At 70.6% G+C, this 18,057-nt stretch carries 12 protein-coding genes; 5 read left to right on the top strand and 7 right to left on the bottom strand.

Annotated features, from left to right (window positions below; genetic code table 11):
• Window positions 1-1,092: a LacI family DNA-binding transcriptional regulator gene (locus EDD27_RS05015; protein WP_127931301.1), complete on the top strand. Its 1,092-nt coding sequence runs from the start codon at window positions 1-3 to the stop codon at window positions 1,090-1,092.
• Here EDD27_RS05015 and EDD27_RS05010 read toward each other — a convergent pair.
• Together EDD27_RS05010 and EDD27_RS05005 are read right to left on the bottom strand one after the other, a co-directional pair.
• Entirely contained in the window at window positions 1,076-2,725 is a 1,650-nt protein-coding gene (locus tag EDD27_RS05010; RefSeq protein ID WP_164903483.1) for an AbfB domain-containing protein, read from the bottom strand. The genes EDD27_RS05015 and EDD27_RS05010 overlap by 17 nt on opposite strands.
• Before the next feature lie 61 nt (window positions 2,726-2,786).
• A complete protein-coding gene (locus tag EDD27_RS05005) occupies window positions 2,787-7,259 on the bottom strand; it encodes a fibronectin type III domain-containing protein (protein WP_127931300.1) in 4,473 nt (1,490 codons plus the stop codon).
• Window positions 7,260-7,637: 378 nt separating this feature from the next.
• Between EDD27_RS05005 and EDD27_RS05000 the strand changes: the two genes are divergently transcribed.
• The 3 genes from EDD27_RS05000 to EDD27_RS04990 all read left to right on the top strand — a co-directional run bounded on the left by EDD27_RS05000 (window position 7,638) and on the right by EDD27_RS04990 (window position 11,045).
• The gene (locus EDD27_RS05000) at window positions 7,638-9,224 is read left to right on the top strand and encodes a flavin monoamine oxidase family protein (protein WP_421914756.1); all 1,587 of its coding nucleotides are present in this window, start codon (window positions 7,638-7,640) and stop codon (window positions 9,222-9,224) included.
• 17 nt (window positions 9,225-9,241) lie between these two features.
• On the top strand, window positions 9,242-9,871 hold the full coding sequence (locus EDD27_RS04995) for a Rid family hydrolase (RefSeq protein WP_127931299.1): 630 nt from the start codon (window positions 9,242-9,244) through the stop codon (window positions 9,869-9,871).
• A gap of 193 nt (window positions 9,872-10,064) precedes the next feature.
• Window positions 10,065-11,045 carry a C40 family peptidase gene (locus EDD27_RS04990; protein ID WP_241563870.1) on the top strand — a complete coding sequence of 327 codons (981 nt, stop codon included), beginning with the start codon at window positions 10,065-10,067 and terminating at the stop codon, window positions 11,043-11,045.
• Window positions 11,046-11,066: 21 nt separating this feature from the next.
• Here the strand turns inward: EDD27_RS04990 and EDD27_RS04985 are convergent, their stop codons facing one another.
• On the bottom strand, window positions 11,067-11,918 hold the full coding sequence (locus tag EDD27_RS04985) for a serine hydrolase (RefSeq protein ID WP_164903482.1): 852 nt from the start codon (window positions 11,916-11,918) through the stop codon (window positions 11,067-11,069).
• On the opposite strand from EDD27_RS04985, the gene EDD27_RS04980 reads away from it, so the two are divergent.
• A complete protein-coding gene (locus EDD27_RS04980) occupies window positions 11,905-12,771 on the top strand; it encodes an aldo/keto reductase (protein WP_241563869.1) in 867 nt (288 codons plus the stop codon). The two genes, EDD27_RS04985 and EDD27_RS04980, sit on opposite strands and share 14 nt — an antisense overlap.
• Window positions 12,772-12,936: 165 nt before the next feature.
• Here the strand turns inward: EDD27_RS04980 and EDD27_RS04975 are convergent, their stop codons facing one another.
• The 4 genes from EDD27_RS04975 to EDD27_RS04960 all read right to left on the bottom strand — a co-directional run bounded on the left by EDD27_RS04975 (window position 12,937) and on the right by EDD27_RS04960 (window position 17,892).
• Window positions 12,937-14,253 carry an acyltransferase family protein gene (locus EDD27_RS04975; RefSeq protein ID WP_127931295.1) on the bottom strand — a complete coding sequence of 439 codons (1,317 nt, stop codon included), beginning with the start codon at window positions 14,251-14,253 and terminating at the stop codon, window positions 12,937-12,939.
• 105 nt (window positions 14,254-14,358) lie between these two features.
• Window positions 14,359-14,514 (bottom strand): zinc ribbon-containing protein, encoded by a 156-nt coding sequence (locus EDD27_RS04970; RefSeq protein ID WP_127931294.1) that lies wholly within the window; start codon window positions 14,512-14,514, stop codon window positions 14,359-14,361.
• Between the two features lie 6 nt (window positions 14,515-14,520).
• Window positions 14,521-15,375: a zinc metalloprotease HtpX gene (htpX, locus tag EDD27_RS04965; protein ID WP_127931293.1), complete on the bottom strand. Its 855-nt coding sequence runs from the start codon at window positions 15,373-15,375 to the stop codon at window positions 14,521-14,523.
• Between the two features lie 99 nt (window positions 15,376-15,474).
• Window positions 15,475-17,892, bottom strand: a complete 2,418-nt coding sequence (locus tag EDD27_RS04960) for a glycoside hydrolase family 95 protein (protein ID WP_127931292.1) — start codon at window positions 17,890-17,892, stop codon at window positions 15,475-15,477.
• Window positions 17,893-18,057 lie beyond the last annotated feature (165 nt).

Here is an 18,057-nt window from a genome sequence, read left to right as displayed (position 1 = left end):
ATGACCAGGAGAGACGAGCACCGCCAGAACACGATCCGGGACGTCGCGGCGCGGGCCGGCGTGTCCGTCTCCACCGTGTCCAGGGTGATGGCCGGCGACTACCCGGTGGCCCAGGCCACCAAGCAGCGGGTGCAACGGGCCATCAAGGAGCTCAACTACGTCGCCAACACCCACGCCCGCGCGCTGGTGGCGGGCAGCACCCAGACGGTGGCGTTCATCGTCAACGACGTGCGCGGGCCCGCCTTCGCCGCCGCCGTGCACGGTGCCGAGCAGGAGGCCGCCCGCCGCGGACGGCTGTGCCTGGTGTGCACGACCGAGGGCGATCCCGAGCGGGAACTGGCCGCCATCCACCTCATGCGCGAGCAGCGGGCGTCGGCGGTGATCCTCATCGGCGGGGCGGTCGACGAGCCCGCCTACCGCGCGCGCATGGCCGAGATCGCGCGCTCGCTGGACGCGGCGGGATCGCGGCTGGTCCTGTGCGGCCGGCCGCCGATCGGCGCCGACATGCCGGTCACGGTCGTGGAGTACGACAACGAGGCCGGCGCCTACGCGGCGACCGCTCACCTGCTGTCCCGCGGGCACCGGCGGATCCTCTTCCTCGGCGGCGGGCCGCCGTCGTTCACCACGACCCTGGGCCGGCTGACGGGCTACCAGCGGGCGCTGGAGGACAACGGCGTGCCCGCCGACCCCGAGCTGATCGAGACGAAAGTGCAGTTCAGCCGGGCGTCCGGCTATGAGCACACGCGACGGTGGCTGAGCTCCGGGCCGCCGTTCACCGCGATCTTCGCCGAGACGGACGTCGTCGCGGGCGGCGCGATGGCCGCGATCTTCGAGTCGGGTCTGAGCGTGCCCGAGGACATCTCGCTCGTGGGCTACGACGACATACCGCTGGCGACGGACCTGCGGCCGCAGCTGACGACCGTGCGCGTGCCGTACGAGGAGCTCGGCCGCAGCGCCGTGCGCCTGGCGTTGGAGCTGAAGGAGGGGCGGGCGCGCAGCGGCTCGGAGCAGCACGCCGTGTTCGGCACCCACGTCGTGGTGCGCCAGTCCGTGGCGCCACCCGCCCGTGAAGGAGTCAGGCCCAGGCGGTGACGGCCGTGAAGGAGCTGTCGTCGCGGAATCCGCTCGTGCCGTCGTAGGGGTCCACCCAGAGCTCGTAGTTGCGGTGCCGCAGGTAGCGGCCGGGGAAGTTGCTCGATTCGAGGCGCACCGAGCCGCTCGCGACGCCGGGGACGGCGTAGAAGGTGGCGTCGCTCTTGAAGGTGGCCGTCCCGTCGTCGGCGGCCAGGCGCACCCGGAAGTCGTAATGGCGCAGGTATTGCCCGTTGGCGGCGCGCAGCGAGTAGCCGTTCGGCGCGGCCAGGCCGGGCACGATGGTGAAGGTGGCGTCCTGCCGGGTCTGCGCATCGCTGGAGGCGCTCACCTCATGCAGGTAGCCGAGGTAGTTCTGGTGCCTGATGAAGCGGGCCGGGTAGTTGGCCGACCGTAAGGATCGGGTCGTCCCCGCCGGGAGGGTGGCGGTGGCGGCGACCCTGGCGTGCGTGAGCGTGCCGAACCCGAGCTGGTCGAAGCCGCCGCTGGTGGTCCCGTAGTCGCCGCCGCCGCCTTCGGGCCGCAGCTGGGCGACGAACGCGGCCGCGTACGGCATGGGCAGGCCGCGCCTGACCGCGTAGTGGTGATAGACCGTCTCCCAGACGGGGCGCACGTGCCCGCGGCCCGCCGAGGAGATCACGGTGTGCGTCTGCTGGGCGCAGTTCTGACCGGTGCCCCAGGTGTAGGGGGTGAACGGGACGTCCTGGCCCAGGTTGTATTTCGCGATGTACTCGCACGCCTTCATGAACCGGTTGTCTGCGTAGCCGTACAGGTCGATGCCCTGGTTCCAGGCCATCTCGCAGAAGGCGCCCATCTGGCCGACGCCCATCACGGTGTGGCCCTGGTCGCGCCCGCTCTCCTGCCACTGCGCGAGCCCGCCGCTGTGCAGGAACGGGATGGCGTGCATGATCGAGCCGTTGCCCGCGCCGGTCCTGAAGTAGGTGACGGCCCGGTCGATGAGATCCTGCCGGTCGCAGAGCACGCCGATGGCCAGGATCGAGTTCATATTGCAGAGATCCCAGTTGGCCCAGTAGTTGGTGATGCAGGCGTCGTTGTGGTTGGTGAGGAACTGCTCGTTGAGCGGGTGGAAGACGTTGAGCATCATGCGCTGGAAGCGGGCCAGGTCGAAGCCGCTGTAGCCGCGCATGATCTCACCGACGTTGGCGAACTGGTAGCCGTAGATGCCGGCGGCCAGGAACCTGTCGGCGTTGCCGGTGACCGTCGTAAGCGTGCCGGACCAGGCGTTGAGGATGTCACGGGCCTTGTTGCCGTGGGCGGTGCTGCCGCTGATCTTCCAGCGCAGCGCGTTCTGGTAGGCGGCGTGGATGTCGTTGTAGAGCTGCGGATAGTTCTGTCCGTCGCCGCCCCGGATGATCGTCGCGGTGGGGCGGGGCGTCCAGGTGCTCTGGGAGTGGGCGTTGGCCACGAGCCGGTCCCAGCCCGCCTTCCACGGCTGGGCGCCGGCGTTGACCTGGGCCCGCATGCGGTCGAAGTCGGCCTGGGTGTGCAGCAGGCCGGGGTGCGTCGCCGCGGCGGCGGGCTCGGCGCGGGTGAGCAGGGCCGCGCCGACACCGGCGGCGAGCCCCGTCTTGAGCGCGGTACGGCGGCTGATGGCGGGGTTGCGTGCGGACATGACCTCTCCTTAGGGGGTGGGAGTGGCGGTAAGGCCCGCGGCGCGGGCCTTACCGCCGGGGTCACAGGTTCGCGAGCGCGACGCGCAGCCGCTCGGCCGCCGCGTCGATCTGGTCCTGGCCGGCCAGATCGGAGCGGGCGTGTTCCAGCGCGGCGGTCAGCTCGGCGGTGCGCCGGCTCGGGTCGACGGCCTCGGCCTCCTTGATGAGCAGGTCGAGCAGGGTACGGTCGTCGGTCATGGACAGGAACTCGATCTCGGCCACGTTCGTGTTCCCGGTCGGGAAGGCGAGGCGTAGCCACGGGTAGGCGGCGGTCCGCTGGAGCGGCACCGTGTACCACTGCGCGGCGGCGACCCCGCTCACCGTGTGCAGGTCGGTCCAGGTGGCGCCGCCGTCCGCGGATCCCCTGAACACGGCCCCGTTCAGCCTGGTGACGTGCGTGACCCGCGGGTGGTAGCGGATGGCGTCCAGGGCCGCCGCCTTCGGCAGGCGCACGTCGATCCAGCCCGACGCCGTGGTCGTGTCGGTGGCGGTGGCCAGGTTGCCGTCGAAGGCGCGCCAGCCGTTCTCGGCCTTGGTGCCGCCGCCGCCCCACGCCTCGGTGGACGCCTCCACCATGGACGGCTCGACGCTCACCTTCTGCAGCAGCGTGCCGACCGGCACGAGTTGCTCGACGGCGGCGTAGATCCGGTCGATCAGCTCGTCCTCGTCGCCGCCTGCCTTCGCCTCGGCGATCGCCTTGGTCAGCAGGTAGTAGCTGCCCTTGGTGTAGTCGGCCGCGGGCAGCTTCTCCGCCTCGGCGATGACCGCGGCGAGCGGCTCGGCCGTGGCCATGAGCAGGCCCGTGCCCGGCCGCTCGACGCCGTCCGCGCCGATCGTCGTGATCCGGTAGAAGCGGGTGCCGTGCCGCAGCGGCTCGTCGGTGAAGGAGAAGGTCAGCGCGTCGGACAGGACCGGACGCCAGGCCGCCGCCGCGCCGTCCTTGCGGTAGACCATGAACCGGGTGGCGGTGTCCGGCTTGCTCCAGTGCAGCGTCACCTGGTCCCTGACCCGCTCCATCCGGGCGTACAGGGTCTCGTCGCGGTCGGGCGAGACCGTGACGTCGGTGAACGTGGCCGCCGTGGCCGCCACGACCCCGGCGTACACGCCTTCGGGGAAGGGGGTGAACAGCTCGGCCACGAACGACCACGACCGGCCGTCCTTGCTCGCCCACGCCCGCACGATGTGGCCGTCGGCGTCCCGCACCAGCTTGACGAACGGGTACTCGGCCGCGGTGTAGCCCTGGACGTTCGCGTTGATCGGGCTGCGCCGGTCGTCCTGCCAGTCGTGGCGGGAGTCGCGGGTGCGGTTCTGCAGGACGAGCCGGCCCTCGGCGTCGGCGCCGAAGTAGATGTAGCGGGCGTCGGCCCGGAGCATGACCCCGCTCGCCGGGCCCTGCGCCTGCTCGATCCTCGCGCTGACCGATCCACTGCCGGTGAGCACCTCGTTGGAGAACAGCAGGCTGTCCTGGATGTCGCGCTTGTCCAGGTAGTAGTCGTCGCCTTCGCCGAGCCCCTTGCCGTTGCCGCCGGTGAGCTCGACACGTTGCCTGCTCGCCTTGACGCGGCCGGTGATCTCGCCGATGCGGTCGACCGGCTCGGCGGGCGGCTCGACGGCCTGCGACGCCCACCCTTCGCCGTGCCGGTTGACCCCGGTCACGCTGTAGGCGCCCTGCTGGTCGGCCGTGAACGTCGTGCCGCGGACGCCGGTGGCGATCACCTTGCCGTCCCGCCTGATCGTGTAGGACTCGGCGCCGGCGGCGGGCTTCCAGGTGAGGGTGACGCCGTCGCGGTCGCGCAGCGCCTGCACGAAGTCCACGTGGTGCGGCCTGGGCCGCTCCGTCACGTCCAGCTTCAGCACCATCGCCGTCTCGGGTGGCACGCTCACCGTGCCCTGGGCCACCTGCTTGCCCGAGACCAGGTCCACGGCGTCGCCGGGCACGTCCAGGGAGAACGACCGCTCGTTCCCGTAGACGTCCCTGGTGGTGTTGAACGCGAACAGGTAGCTCCCGTAGCGCGCGGTCAGGAAGTCGGCGTAGCCCGAGTAGGGGGTGTCGAACTCGTAGTTCTCCCGCCGCACGGTGCCGACTCCCGGCTGGTGGGCGGCGGGCAGGATCTCGCCGGCCAGGGCCTGGGGCAGGCCGCCGTCGCCCTTCTGCTGGTCCTCCATGAAGTCGACGTCGATGTTGTCCATCCGCAGGTTGTAGTCGCGGAAGGTGAACTGCGTGTCCGTGGCGACCTGCACGATGGCGTGGTGGTCGTTGTTCAGGACGTGCAGCCGGCCGTTCCCGGCGACGCCGCGCTGCCGTTCGAACAGCGAGCCGAAGATCCTGGTGTCGCCGTCGCGGAGGGAGACGAACATGTTGTCCACGTCCGCGAACACGAACCGCTCGTAGCGGGCCGGATCGACGCCCAGCGCGGCGAGTTGCTCAGGCGTGTACGCGGCGAAGTCCGTCTGCGGGAGCACGGCCCCGGCCGCCGGCCGGACGCGCAGGTAGGCGTAGGTCTCGGGCAGCCACAGGTCGTACTTCCGCTTGGCCTCCACGGAGGAGAACGTGTTGAAGTACTGGTTGTCGGCGAGCTGCTGCTGGACGAACCCGACGGCCTCGTTCGCGTAGCGCCGGTACGGCTCCCATTCCGCGCCCGCGTAACGCTCGGCGTGCTCGGCCATGTGCTGCTCGAGCGCGACGTACTCCATCGTCCGGCCCTCGGTGTTACGCAGGGCGTAGGCCGGCCAGCCCGGGTAGGAGGCGTTGCGCTCGTCGACGACCATCTCCGCCAGCGCGACGCGCTTGCCGCCCCCGTCGACACCGGTGTAGCGGGTGTAGCCGCGGGCGTGCAGGTTCTTCAGCGCCAGCTTGAGTATCTCGTCGTTGAGCTTCTCGTCGCCCTTGTGCCCCCAGGTGCGGAAGAACCACTCGGGCAGGTAGTTGGTGGCCTCGCCGTAGTTGGCGACGAAGGTGTTCTCCCTGGTCAAGCCCGCTTTGGTCATGCCGGTGTAGTGCTCGCCGTACGGCAGGCGGCGCACCACCTTCCCGTCCGCGTCCAGCTTCGACCTGGCCAGGCCCTTCGCGACGATCTGCGCGAAGTCGTCGGTGAAGCGGGCGGTCTGGTCGTGGTAGAAGAGCGAGTGGTAGAGGTCCAGGTCCTTGCCGTCGGGCCCCACCAGCACCTCTTCACCGAGGAAGGGCTCGGCGCCCCACGACTCCAGCAGGATCCGGTGGCTCCTGGCCTTGCCCTCGTAGAAGCGCGACCCGATCACCCGCAGGCCCTCGTGCGCCTCCCACGCGCCCTCGTAGGTGTACATGACCTGGTTGAAGATGTAGGACAGGCGGGCCCGGGCGAAGTCGAAGTTGGCCTTCAGCACCCGCTCGTACGCCTCGCGCCGGGACAGCTCCCCGCCGTCCCAGTCCACGCCCTTGAGCGAGGACGGCCCGTCCTGGGTGCCGGTGACGAAGGGCTCGTCCAGGAACGCCTCGAACGCCTCCGCGCCGTAGACCTCCGGGATCAGGTTCTCCACGATGTAGAGGGCCTCACCGAGCGCTCCGTAGTAGCCGCCCCAGTCGCCCTGGTGGCCGCCCCTCAGCAGCAGCCGGGTGTTGGCGTAGTAGTCCTTGACGTGGTTGTCGATGGCCTTGAACAGCCGCCCCAGCGCCGCCTTCTTGAGCTCGGGCGTGTTCGCCGGCACCCACGGCTCCACCAGTGCCGAGGCGTAGAAGCGCAGGTCTTCCTGGTAGCGGACGACCGACAACTTGGCGCCGGGAGAGGCGTCGAGCTGCGCGCTGTACTGGTTGAACAGGTCGATCTGGCTCTTGCGGTAACGATCGACCATCGCCTGCTTCTCGGCGTCGGTCGGGCCGGGCGCGGGCGTGGTGTCCGGAGCGGCCGTGCCCTGCTTCTCCCCGGAGACGTCGAGGTGAGCGGTGGTGTGCGTGTAGGCCTTGTAGTAACCGCGGGAGTCGGTGGTCACCGGCTGGCTGAAGCCGCCGTCGTAGGTCCTGACGGTCATCTCCGCCACCCGCCGGCCCCGCGTGTGCTCCAGCGGCAACATGATCGTGTTGTAGTAGAACAGGCCCGGCAGCGGCCTGGCGGCCCCGATGTTGATCGCTTCGTAGTCGCCGGAGCGGCGGTAGCCGATCTGCTCGCCGTTGACGTAGGCGATCGTCTTGTACGGAGAGGCGTCGCTCCCCCAGAACTTCAGCGTGAAGTAGTTCTGCGCGACCGGGTCGACGGCCACCCTGAACCGCAGCTCGCCTCCCTTGACGCTCGGCGGGTCGGTCGGCTTGGCGACCCTGGCCGGCTCGCCCAGCGCCCCGTCCACCACCGCGGTGGACGCCGCCTGCAGCGCGTGCGCGCTCTCGGAAGCCGGGTCGCCGAACGTGACCACGTCCACGTGTCCAGGGGGCAGGGAGGCGGCGACCGCCGCCGGGGTTGTGGTGAGAAAGGGCAGCAACAAGATCGCGGCGAGAGGACCGCGTAACGGGTGCCGTATGCGCATGGGGGATGCCTTCGGGGCTCGATAGAAAACGTTCTCCTGGGAGAGTAGGCGCGTGTTAGCTGACCGACAAGAAGCCGTTACCTAGGCGTTACATTGCATACTTGCCCTTTCAACAGCATTTCGGCTGCTAGAAGCCGAAATGCAGGACGGCGAGTCGGGATCGAATATGTCCGCCCCCTTGCCGTCCGGGTCGCTCCCACTTAATCTGAGAGCAGAGTGATAGAGACCGATAACTACGTCTGCGGGAGCGTTGGGCGGGCGGCTCACTTCTCCCGGCGACCCTGATGATCGTCCCGAAACCTACTTAGAACATCCGTCCGAGTCGCCCGCAACAAGACTTGTCCAGACTTGCCTCCACAAAGATCGTGGAGGTAAGTGTTGGGATACAGCAGACGCGACTTCCTGTCCGCCGTCGGGGTTTCCGGCGGGGCGGGTGCGCTCTTCGCGACCATGGGGGCGCTCGGGCTCGCGCCGACCGCCGAGGCGTCCGCGAAGGCCGCCTTCGACCCGCCGCAGCCGTCCGACTTCGCGCTCACCGGGCGGTCGGCGAAGAAGGTGGTGATCCTCGGCGCGGGCATGGCCGGCCTCGCCACGGCGTACGAGCTGGGCAAGGCGGGTTACGACTGCATGATCCTGGAGGCCCTCGACCGGGTCGGCGGGCGGAACTGGACCATCCGCGGCGGCGACCACGTCACCGAGTTGGACGGCTCCACGCAGGTCGCGCGCTTCCGTGACGGCGCCTACCTCAACGCGGGCCCGGCGCGGCTGGCGCAGTGGATGGTCACCATGGACTACTGCCGCGAGTTAGGCGTGGACCTGGAGGTGTTCACGAACTCCAACGCGCAGGCGTACATCTATCACCAGGGCATGCCGGCCCCCGTCCGCTGGCGCACGGCCAAGGCCGACGTCTACGGGTACGTGTCGGAGCTGCTGTCGCGGGCCACCGACGCGGGCGCGCTGGACGGGGCGCTGACCGCGCAGGACAAGGAACGGCTGATCGCCTTCCTGTCGGGCTTCGGGGCGGTGGGCGACAAGGCGAGCGGGTTCAAGTACACCGGGAGCCCGCGCCGCGGCTACAGCCTGAACCCGGGCGCGGCCGAGCAGCCGGGCACGGCGCTCGGCCCGGTGCCGTCGTTGTCGGAGGTGTTGTCGAGCGGCATCGGGCAGCGTTTCGCGTTCGAGTTCGGCTACGACCAGGCGATGCTGATGTTCCAGCCGGTCGGCGGCATGGACCAGATCCCGCGGGCGTTCGCCGACAAGATCGGGCGGCACCGGATCAAGCTGCGGTCCGCCGTCACCAAGATCACCGACCTGCCGGACGGCGTGGAGGTGGAGTACAAGGACCGGCACGGCCGTACGCAGAAGATCAAGGCTGACATGTGCGTCGCGGCGATGCCGCCGCACCTGCTCGCCAAGACCCCGCACAATCTGGGCGCGGAGGTGCAGGCCGCGCTCGCCACGCCGACCGTGGCGAGCTCGGGCAAGATCGGGCTGGAGTACCGCCGCCGCTGGTGGGAGACCGACGAGGACATCTACGGCGGCATCACCAGCACCGACCTCGACCTCGCCACGATCTGGTACCCCTCCTACGGGTACGGCTCGTCCCGCGGCCTCGTCGTCGGCTACTACAACTTCGGCGCGCAGGCCGACGCGTACGCCGCGATGAAGCACGCCGACCGCGAACGCCGCGCGGTCGAGCAGGGCATGCTCATCCACGGCGCGAAGTACCGCGACGAGCTGGCGTCGTCGGTGTCCGTCGCCTGGAAGCTGCAGCCGTACATCGAAGGCGCGTGGGTGGGCTGGCCGTCCAGGCAGGGCGCGTACCAGCTGCTCAACAAGCCCGCAGGCCACGTCTACTTCGCGGGCGACTGGCTCAGCTACATGATCGCCTGGCAGTCGGGGGCTCTGGAGTCCGCGCGCAAGGTCGTCACCGAGCTGCACCAGCGCGTCCTGAGCACCTCCTGAGAGGACACCCTTCCCTGATGAAGATCCGCACCGCCGCCCTCGCCGCGGCCGCCGTCCTCGTCCTGACCTCGGGTACGGCCGCCGCCGCCACGTGGTGGTCGCCCCAGCCCACCGAGGTCAAGCCCTTCCTCCCGGCGGGCACCACCAACCCGGCGATCGCCGACGGCGTGGCGCTCGGGAAGCTCGTCGCCACGTACACCGCCAGCGGGCTGGGCCCGGCGGCAGCCAACCCCGCGGCCCCGGCCGACTCCCCCGAGCGCTACGTCGACTTCCCCGGGGGCTCGCTGCCGCCAGGCGTCACGATCACCGAGGCGCAGGCGCTCAACGTGCTCAAGCGCATCAAGGCCAACCTCGCCGCGGCCGGGCTGGGCCTCGGCGACGTGGTCTCCATGCGTGCCTACCTGGAGAAGCCGCCCGGCGCGGCGGAGGCCGACTTCGCCGGCTGGAACCGCGCCTACCGCCAGTTCTTCGCCAACGTCGACCTGGCCACCGGCAAGCCCGTCCCCGTCCCTCTGGGCACGGCGCCGCCCGCGCCGCCGATGGAGGTCAACGCCGCCCGCCCGGCGCGCGTGACGCTCGAGATCGCGAACCTCCCGGTCGCCGGGTGGCTCGTCGAGGTGGAGGTCGTCGCCGCTTACCAACGCTGACCCCACGTCCTGGGACCCCGGCCCTGTCCCAGCGGGACCGGGACCCGCGCCTCATGTGCTCCTGATCGTCACCCTGGTGAAGTGCTCTGCGTCGGCGTCGGCTACGGCACCGCCTGGGTGAACATTCGGCGGGCGGCCCGCGTATCTCCCCATGGATCGGCACCACAGTCCACTGGGACGAGGAGGCATGGTCGTGGCCGCGGCGACATGGCGTGGGCGAACAGCAGCCGCATTAGCGCTGGCCTCGGTCGCGCTGGCCACGACCCCCGGGACCGCCCTGGCCGATCCCTCGCCCGCCCAGGCCAGGGCCAAGCTGGTGAAGCTGAACGAACAGGCCGACCAGCTGGTCGAGAAGTACAACCGGGCCACTGAGACCTACAAGACGGCCAAGAAGAAGTACGACGTGCTCAAGGCCGAGCTCGCGGGCAAGGACGCCCGAGCCGACGCCTTGCGCCGGGACCTCGTCACCGTGGCCGTGAACGACTACAAGTTCGGCCCGTTCGGGACCTGGGCGCCGATGGCCGCCCCGAGCGACCCCGGGGCGATGCTGGGCACGATGGCCTCACTCGATGAGATGGCGCGGGCGCGGGCGGCGAAGGTCCGCGCCTACGAGGCGACCATCGAGGAGCTCCGCGACCGGCACGACCGGGCCGAGACCGTCCTGGCGCAGGCCGAGTCCGCGCGCGCCAAGGTCCGCGCCGAGCAGGCCAAGGTCGACAAGATGGTCACCGAGCAGACCAAGCTCATGCGGCGGCTGGGCGTCTTCCGGACCGGAAACCCGGACAGCCCCGGCATCCAGTACACCGGTCCGGCCTCCGGCAACGCCCGCGAAGCACTCGAGTTCGCCTTCGCCCAGGTGGGCAAGCCGTACCGGTACGGCGGCACCGGACCAGGCTCCTTCGACTGCTCCGGCCTCGTCCAGGCCGCCTGGCGCAGCGCGGGCGTGTCCCTGCCGCGCACGACCTATGACCAATGGAGCTGGGGCGCCGGCCGTCGTGTCCCGCTGGACAAGGCGGAGCCCGGGGATCTGCTCTTCAGCAGAGGGCTCGGGCACATGGGCATGTACGCCGGCAACGGGAAGATGGTCCACGCGCCCCAGACCGGGGACGTCGTCAAGATCGTCGACCTCGACGACTACTGGAGGACACGCCTGCTCGGCGCCGTGCGCCCCTGACGCCCGGTGCGTGAACGGCGCTCAGTCCTCACCGACCACGGTCAGGTCGTCGCCAAGCGCGGCGGCGATCTCCGCGGCCCGGGAGTGATCGTCCAGTCGTCGTGTCAGGTAGGCGCAACCATGGTGGTGCTTGCGCGACCACCAGGCGGCCGAGCCGCCGATCCCGCCCTTGGCGATCTTGCCCTGGTCGCGGACGAAGCCCAGTGTCCAGGTGATCCTGGTGCCGAAGACGTCGTCGAAGTCCGTGACCTGCGGGGCGAGCAGTTCGGCGTGCGACTGGGGACCGAGCAACGCGCGCACGGGACCGAGCAACGCGCGCACGGGACCGTCCTCGCTGGTCAAATGGGAAAGAAGGCCGCCATGGCGGTCGCCGTCGTGTGCAGGTTGACCGCGCCGAACACCGCCTGCCGCCAGGCCCTGGAGTTGGTCCGGCCGGTGACCAAGGCCCCGGCCGGGGATCTGCAGCCACGGCGCCGCGTGCAGCAGGCGCGGCCACTCGGGGTCGGCGTACTCCAGGTCGGCGACGCGGTCCAGCGCCTGATCCGGCACCGCGAACCAGGCGTCCAGGCTCAGCGCGGGGCGTACCACGTCGTTGAACATCTCCCCCAGCGTCGTGCCGGCGCTCGCGCGCAGGATGCCGTCGACCAGATGGCCGTAGGTCAGCGCGTGCTCGCCGAGCGACGTTCCTGGAACGTACTCAGGCGCCGCCCGCGCCAGGCTTTCCCGCAGCCCGGCCGTCGTCCACCAGCTTCTCGAAGACCTGGCGCACCGCTCACCATACCCCCGCAGGGTATTGCCGACAATGGCGCCAGCGGACCGGCTTGACCTGGAGTGCGCTCCAGCAGACAGGGTGGACCCCATGCGCAACGCCATGAGAACTCGTGCCATCGGAAGCCGCAACGTCGGCGTCATCGGACTCGGGGCCATGCCCATGTCGGTGGCCGGGCACATGCCGGACGAGGCCCAGTCGATCCGTACCATTCTCGCGGCCCTGGACGCCGGCATCACCTTGATCGACACGGCTGACGCCTACACGCCGTCGCACACCGACGTCGGCCACAACGAGCGTCTGGTCGCCCGCGCCCTGTCCCAGTGGGGCGGTGACGCCGGCACCGTGCTGGTCGCGACCAAGGGCGGGCACACCCGCGTGCCGGACGGCTGGGACGTCGACGGCCGCCCGTCGTACCTCAAGGAGGCCTGCGACCGCTCGCTCAAGGCGCTCGGCGTCGACAGCATCGGCCTCTACCAGCACCACCGGCCCGACCCGCGGGTGCCGTACGAAGAGACGATCGGCGCGCTGAAGGACCTGCACGACGCCGGCAAGATCCAGATGGCGGGCATCTCGAACGCCAACCCGGAGCAGATCCGGCTCGCCCACGAGATCCTCGGTGACCGCCTGGTGAGCGTCCAGAACGAGTACTCGCCGCGGTTCCGCTCCAGCGAGCCCGAGATCGACCTGTGCGCCGAGCTCGGCCTGGCCTTCCTGCCGTGGTCGCCGCTGGGCGGCATCAGCCGTACCGGGGAGCTGGGCCGGCACAACTCCGCCTTCAACGAGATCGCCGCGGAGCGCGGCGTGTCTCCGCAGCAGGTCTGCCTCGCCTGGGAGCTGGCCCGCAGCCCGGTGGTCATCCCCATCCCCGGCGCCAGCCGCCCGGAGACCATCCTCGACTCCGCCCGCGCCGCCACGCTCGACCTCAGCAAGGAGGAACTTTCCCGCCTTGGCTGAGTAAAGCTTCATATTTTACGCGCTGCCGTGGCTCTCCACCCGCCGCACTTCGGCTCAGGGCCCTCCAGGAAACGGCCTCTGACCCTTCAGTGGTGGCCCGCCGTTACGCGAGCCCAGCTTGGCCGGGTCCGTGGTTCGCCCTGCACCCAGGCGCGCGCCTGACGTTCATGATCCTGCCGATCGCCACCGGGCGAAGCGCAGGATCCCGGCGCCGGTGAAGTAGGCGATCAAGGTTGTGGCGGGCCAACCGTGTGCGTCCGGGCCCGTCAGCGCGACCCCGAGGAGGCCCGCGAGCACCCCGCCCAGGCCGAGGACCGCGAGCACGCCCGCCACCGCGCCGGCCGCGGCTCCCGGTGCGGGGCGGGGGCCGGCGCGCCGCTCGACGGGCCCGAACACCAGCACCAGCACGCCGAGGATCAGCGTCAGCACGGCCAGCCAGGGCAGCCGCATGAGCAGCCATGCGGGCGACGCGGGCGGATTCACCAAAACGCCCGTCCGGTGCAATGCCAGCGCGCCGAGCACGGCAGCCGTCATGTGCCACAGGAACAGCGTCATGATGACCGAGTTGACCGCCACGACCACCGTCCAGGGCCGGGGCCGCCGCAACCACCGGGCGGCCGGACCGCGGAGCGACAGGGCGAGCCCGGTCTGCGTCGCCGCCAGCGCGAGCAGCGCGAGCGTGGGAGGCGAGGTGTTCTGGATCTCCTCCCCCGCGAGCCCCACCATGCTGATCGGATAGGGCCCTGCCACGGTCAGCAGCACCAGCACGACCAGCCCGGCGAACGCCATCGGCACTCCGACGCCCGGCCGTGCCGGCAGCCGCCCGTCCTGCCAGGCGAAGCCCAGCTGATGAATGGCCAGCCAGGCCAAAACGAAGTTTCCCTCAGCCGCGACGGGCGTCTCCAGCCCCAGCCGGGCGGCGTCCCCGACGCCGACCAGAACCGTCAGCACGATCGGCACGGCCAGGCCGTACCGGCGGTGGAGGGCGTGTGTCAGCGGGGTGAGGACGACCACGGCCAGGTAGGCCACCAGGAACCACAGCGGGATCCCGGCCGCCCACACCGCGGTGCCGACCAGTCCGGGATCGGCCCCCAGTGCCCGCGCCGCCAGGGCCGAGCCCGTCAGCACGGCCAGCACGACGGTGGTGGGCCGCACGAGCCGGTCGGTACGGCGCAACACCCAGCCGGCCGCGTCGCCGCCGCGGTCGCGGTGAGCGGTCAGTGAGAGGGCGTTGGCGTACCCGCCGACCAGGAAGAAGACAGGCATGACCTGGAACAGCCAGGTCAGAGGACGTGTCCACGGCACGATCTCCAGCACGTTGCCGGCCTGGACGCCCCCCCAGGGGACCGCCTGCACGTGCACCGCCAGCCAGTGCCCGACGACGACGGCCGTGATGGCGATCGCGCGGAGCAGATCGACATGCCGCTCTCGCTCCGGCGGCGTCCGCTCCGCCAGCCGCCGCATTTCCTGAAGCACCCGCATCGACCTCATAGCCCCGGCAACTCAACAACACCCCGACCCGTGCACGCTCACCGGACAGCGCCACAGATCGGCACGGACCCGACGGAGCGCGGCGCGGCGGTGGCGTCAGCGGCCCGGTTCGTTGGTTCGGCGGTCGAAGGTGGTGTGCCCGTTCGGGCACTTGGGGATCTTCGCCCCCTTCTTCACCTCGACCTTCTCGCTGCACTTGGCGCAGTGGAAAACGCCGCTCTCCTCTGCCTTCTCCCCAGCGTGCGCGACCATGTCAGCTCACCCCCGAATCCCGGCCATGGACTCCAGCCGCCGAATCCGATCGGCGATGGGCGGGTGCGTGGCGAACAGCCGCCCGAGACCGCCACCGCGGAACGGGTTGGCGATCATGAGGTGGGAGGTCGACTCCAGCCGCGCGTTCTGAGGGAGCGGGACCTGCCGCGTACCGGCATCGATCTTCCGCAGTGCGGCGGCCAGTCCCAGCGGGTCCTGCGTCAACTGGGCGCCCGATTCGTCCGCCTGGTACTCCCGCGCCCTCGAGATGGCCAACTGGATCATCGCGGCGGCCATCGGCCCCAGGATCATCAGCACCAACGCCCCGAACACGCCCGGCCCCTCGTTGTTGCGGCCGCCACCGCCGAAGAACCCCACCATGTACGCCAGGTAGGTGATCATCGTGGCCAGCGCCCCCGCGACCGAAGAGATCAGGATGTCGCGGTTGTACACGTGGGACAACTCGTGCCCGATGACGGCGCGCAGCTCACGCTCGTTCAGCATCTGGGTGATCCCGTAGGTCACGCAGACCGCGGCGTGCTCCGGGTTGCGGCCGGTGGCGAACGCGTTGGGCTGCAGGATCGGCGACATGTACAACCGGGGCATGGGCTGTCCGGCCCGGTCCGACAGCTCCCGGACCATCCTGTGCAGTTCGGGCCAGTCGGACGGGCCGACCGGCTTCGCGCGCATCGACGACAGCGCGATCTTGTCCGAGAAGAAGTAGGCGACGGCGTTGCTCACGAGTGCGACCAGGACGGCGATCTGCACCCCGCGCCCGCCGCCGAGCCACCACCCCACCAGAATGATCAAGGCGGACAGAGCACCGATCAGGACCGCGGTACGCAGGCCGTTGTGGTGCATGACAGCCTCCTTTCCCCTGCTCACCCCCTACCCCCTAGGGGCCCGCGGATGCCGGGCGCAGGCCCGAGACCGCCTCCGGCGGCTCGGGCCCGTGTCCGTCTACCGGCCGGCCGGGACGATCCGGTAGTCCCCGCCGGGCCGGGTCCGGAAGGTCACGGTGTCGCCGTCGGCGGTGTGCGCGATCGGCCGCCCGCGGTCCGTCGTGACCCGGACCCCGCCGCGGAAGGCGTCACTTCGCACGGTGACCGTGCCGCCCTCGCCGGCCGTGAGGCGCGCCTCGGACAGCCGCCCCGAGTTCCACGTCAGGCCCACGGTGTGGGCGCCGCGGGCCCGCAGCCCGCTCACGCTGCCGTCCGCCCAGGCGGCGGGCAGCGCCGGCAGCAGGTCGATCACCTCGAGGTGGCTCTGCAGCAACATCTCCGTCATGCCGGAGGTGGCGCCGAAGTTGCCGTCGATCTGGAACGGCGGGTGCGTGTCCCACAGGTTGGCCAGCGTGCTGCTCTGCAGCTGGTCGCCCAGCAGCTTGTGCGCGCGGTCGCCGTCGAGCAGCCGCGCCCAGAAGTTGATCTTCCAGGCCTTGCTCCAGCCGGTGCCCGCGTCGGTGCGGGCATTGAGCGAGACCTTGGCCGCCTCGGCGAGCTCCGGCGTCGTCCGCGGCGAGACCTGCCGCCCCGGGTGCACCGAGAACAGGTGGGAGACGTGCCGGTGGGTCTCCGCCGGGTCGTCGATGTCCTCCTTCCACTCCTGCAGTTGCCCCCACCGGCCGATCCGCAGGCCAGGGTCGAGCTTGGCCAGCACGTCGCCGGCCACGGCCGCCTCCTTCCCGTCGCCCACCAGTTCGGCGGCCTCACGCAGGTCGGTGAACAGGTGCCAGAGGATCTGCTGCGACATCGCGGCCCCCGCCGTGGTGGGGCCGATCTCGGGAGATCGGCTCGGGATGGCGACGAGCTTGCCGTCCCTGGGGTCGGTCTGCAGGAAGTCGTGCCAGAACGCCGCCGTCTCCTTCATGATCGGGTACGCGGTCCGCTTCAGGAACTGCTTGTCCAGCGTGAACCGGTAGTGGTCGTAGAGCTGCAGCACCAGCCAGGCGCCCGACTCGGGGAAGAAGTAGGCGGGATGGTCCCAGGCGCCGGTGTGGCCGAAGATGTTCGAGGCGTGGTGGGCGACCCAGCCGTCTGCCCCGAACATCTGCTTGGCGGTGACCCGGCCCGGTTCGCGCAGCCCGTCCACGTAGGCGTGCAGGGGTTCGGCCAGCTCGGCCAGGTTGGTCATCTCGGCCGGCCAGTAGTTCATCTGCAGGTTGATGTTGAGGTGGTAGTCCGACTGCCACGGCGGCGCTTCGAGGACGTTCCACACGCCTTGGAGGTTCGCCGGCAACGATCCCGGGCGGGACGAGGCGATGAGCAGGTAGCGGCCGTACTGGTAGTAGAGCTGCTCCAGCGCCCGGTCGGCGGCCGGGTCGGTGCCGTACCGGGCGAGCAGGTCGTCGGTCGGCACGGCGGGCAGGCTGCCGCCCAGGTCCAGCCGTACCCGGTCGAACAGGGCGGCGTGATCGGCCCGGTGCGCGGACAGCAGCCTGGCGTAGCCGCGGGCCGCGGCGGCGTCGACCCGCGCGGTGAGCTTGGCGTGCGGGTCCTCGCCCTTGTACGTCGGGTAGTCGGGGGCGTAGTCGGTGCCCGTGCCGATGATGAGCACCACGGAGTCCGCCCCGGTCACGGTGACGGTCCCGTCGGGGTTGTCGGTCCTGCTCCCGCCCTGGTTGAGGACCTGCAGCTGGGCCTCGTACGCCATCGCGTTGCTGGTCAGCGCCCCCTTGACGGTGATCCGGCCGGCGGCGGCCGTGGCGGTCGCCGAGCGGTTGGCGGGCACGGCGATCCTGGCGGTGAACGTCACTCCGCCGGGGCGGTCGGCGGCGAGCCTGGCCGCGATCACTCCGGCGGGCGCGGAGGCGAAGTACTCGCGGGTGTGACGCACGCCGCCGGCCGTGAACGACACACCGGCCACGCCGCGCGAGATGTCGAGCTCCCTGCGGTAGTCCGCCACCTGCGCCGGCAGGTCGGGGAAGGCCAGACGCACGTCGCCGAAGCTCTGGTACGCGCCGAACCTGCGATGGCGCGGCGTGTCCGACTTGTGCCCGAGCGCGGCCAGCACGTCGTTCGGCGAGATGCCGCCTTCCTTCCAGATCCGCTCCCTGATGGCCTCCAGCGCGCCGGGCCGCGGCGTGTCCCAGTTGCCGAAGGTGTAGTCGGAGACGCCGGGGCCGCCGGTCCACAGGGTCTTGTCGTTGAACTGCAGCCGCTCGGCCTGCACACCGCCGAACACTGTGGCGCCCATGGCGCCGTTGCCGATGGGCAGCGACCGCGTCTCCCAGCCTTGGTTCGTGTCGGGGGCCGGCTCGTCGTACCAGAGCGTGTACGGCTGCGCCGCGTGCCCGGCCTGCGCCTGCGTGGCCGGAACCACGGTCAGCGCCGCGCCGAGAGCCAGCGCGATCGGCCCTGCCAATAACCGTTTCTTCATGTGGGTACACCTATACATCGGATGTGTGATGCGAGCTGAGATCGGAGGTCTATTGGTTACACCTCGTGATCCGGGCGTGCACGCCGCTGCGCCGGGCCAGCACCACATGGTCGGCCGGGCGGCCGGACAGCCATGACCCGGGTGGCGCCGCGGTCCGCGGCCAGG

This window comes from Nonomuraea polychroma, from assembly GCF_004011505.1.
In the GTDB taxonomy this organism is placed as follows: domain Bacteria; phylum Actinomycetota; class Actinomycetes; order Streptosporangiales; family Streptosporangiaceae; genus Nonomuraea; species Nonomuraea polychroma.
This window is presented reverse-complemented; position numbering and strand designations above follow the sequence as displayed.

Excerpts from the sequence above, each read along its gene's own strand:
- EDD27_RS04995 (WP_127931299.1), top strand. The coding sequence starts at position 9,242 with ATGAAGATCCGCACCGCCGCCCTCGCCGCGGCCGCCGTCCTCGTCCTG.
- EDD27_RS05015 (WP_127931301.1), top strand. The coding sequence starts at position 1 with ATGACCAGGAGAGACGAGCACCGCCAGAACACGATCCGGGACGTCGCG.
- EDD27_RS04980 (WP_241563869.1), top strand. The coding sequence starts at position 11,905 with ATGCGCAACGCCATGAGAACTCGTGCCATCGGAAGCCGCAACGTCGGC.
- htpX (WP_127931293.1), bottom strand. The coding sequence starts at position 15,375 with ATGCACCACAACGGCCTGCGTACCGCGGTCCTGATCGGTGCTCTGTCC.
- EDD27_RS04975 (WP_127931295.1), bottom strand. The coding sequence starts at position 14,253 with ATGCGGGTGCTTCAGGAAATGCGGCGGCTGGCGGAGCGGACGCCGCCG.
- EDD27_RS05005 (WP_127931300.1), bottom strand. The coding sequence starts at position 7,259 with ATGCGCATACGGCACCCGTTACGCGGTCCTCTCGCCGCGATCTTGTTG.
- EDD27_RS05010 (WP_164903483.1), bottom strand. The coding sequence starts at position 2,725 with ATGTCCGCACGCAACCCCGCCATCAGCCGCCGTACCGCGCTCAAGACG.
- EDD27_RS04985 (WP_164903482.1), bottom strand. The coding sequence starts at position 11,918 with ATGGCGTTGCGCATGGGGTCCACCCTGTCTGCTGGAGCGCACTCCAGG.
- EDD27_RS04970 (WP_127931294.1), bottom strand. The coding sequence starts at position 14,514 with ATGGTCGCGCACGCTGGGGAGAAGGCAGAGGAGAGCGGCGTTTTCCAC.
- EDD27_RS04960 (WP_127931292.1), bottom strand. The coding sequence starts at position 17,892 with ATGAAGAAACGGTTATTGGCAGGGCCGATCGCGCTGGCTCTCGGCGCG.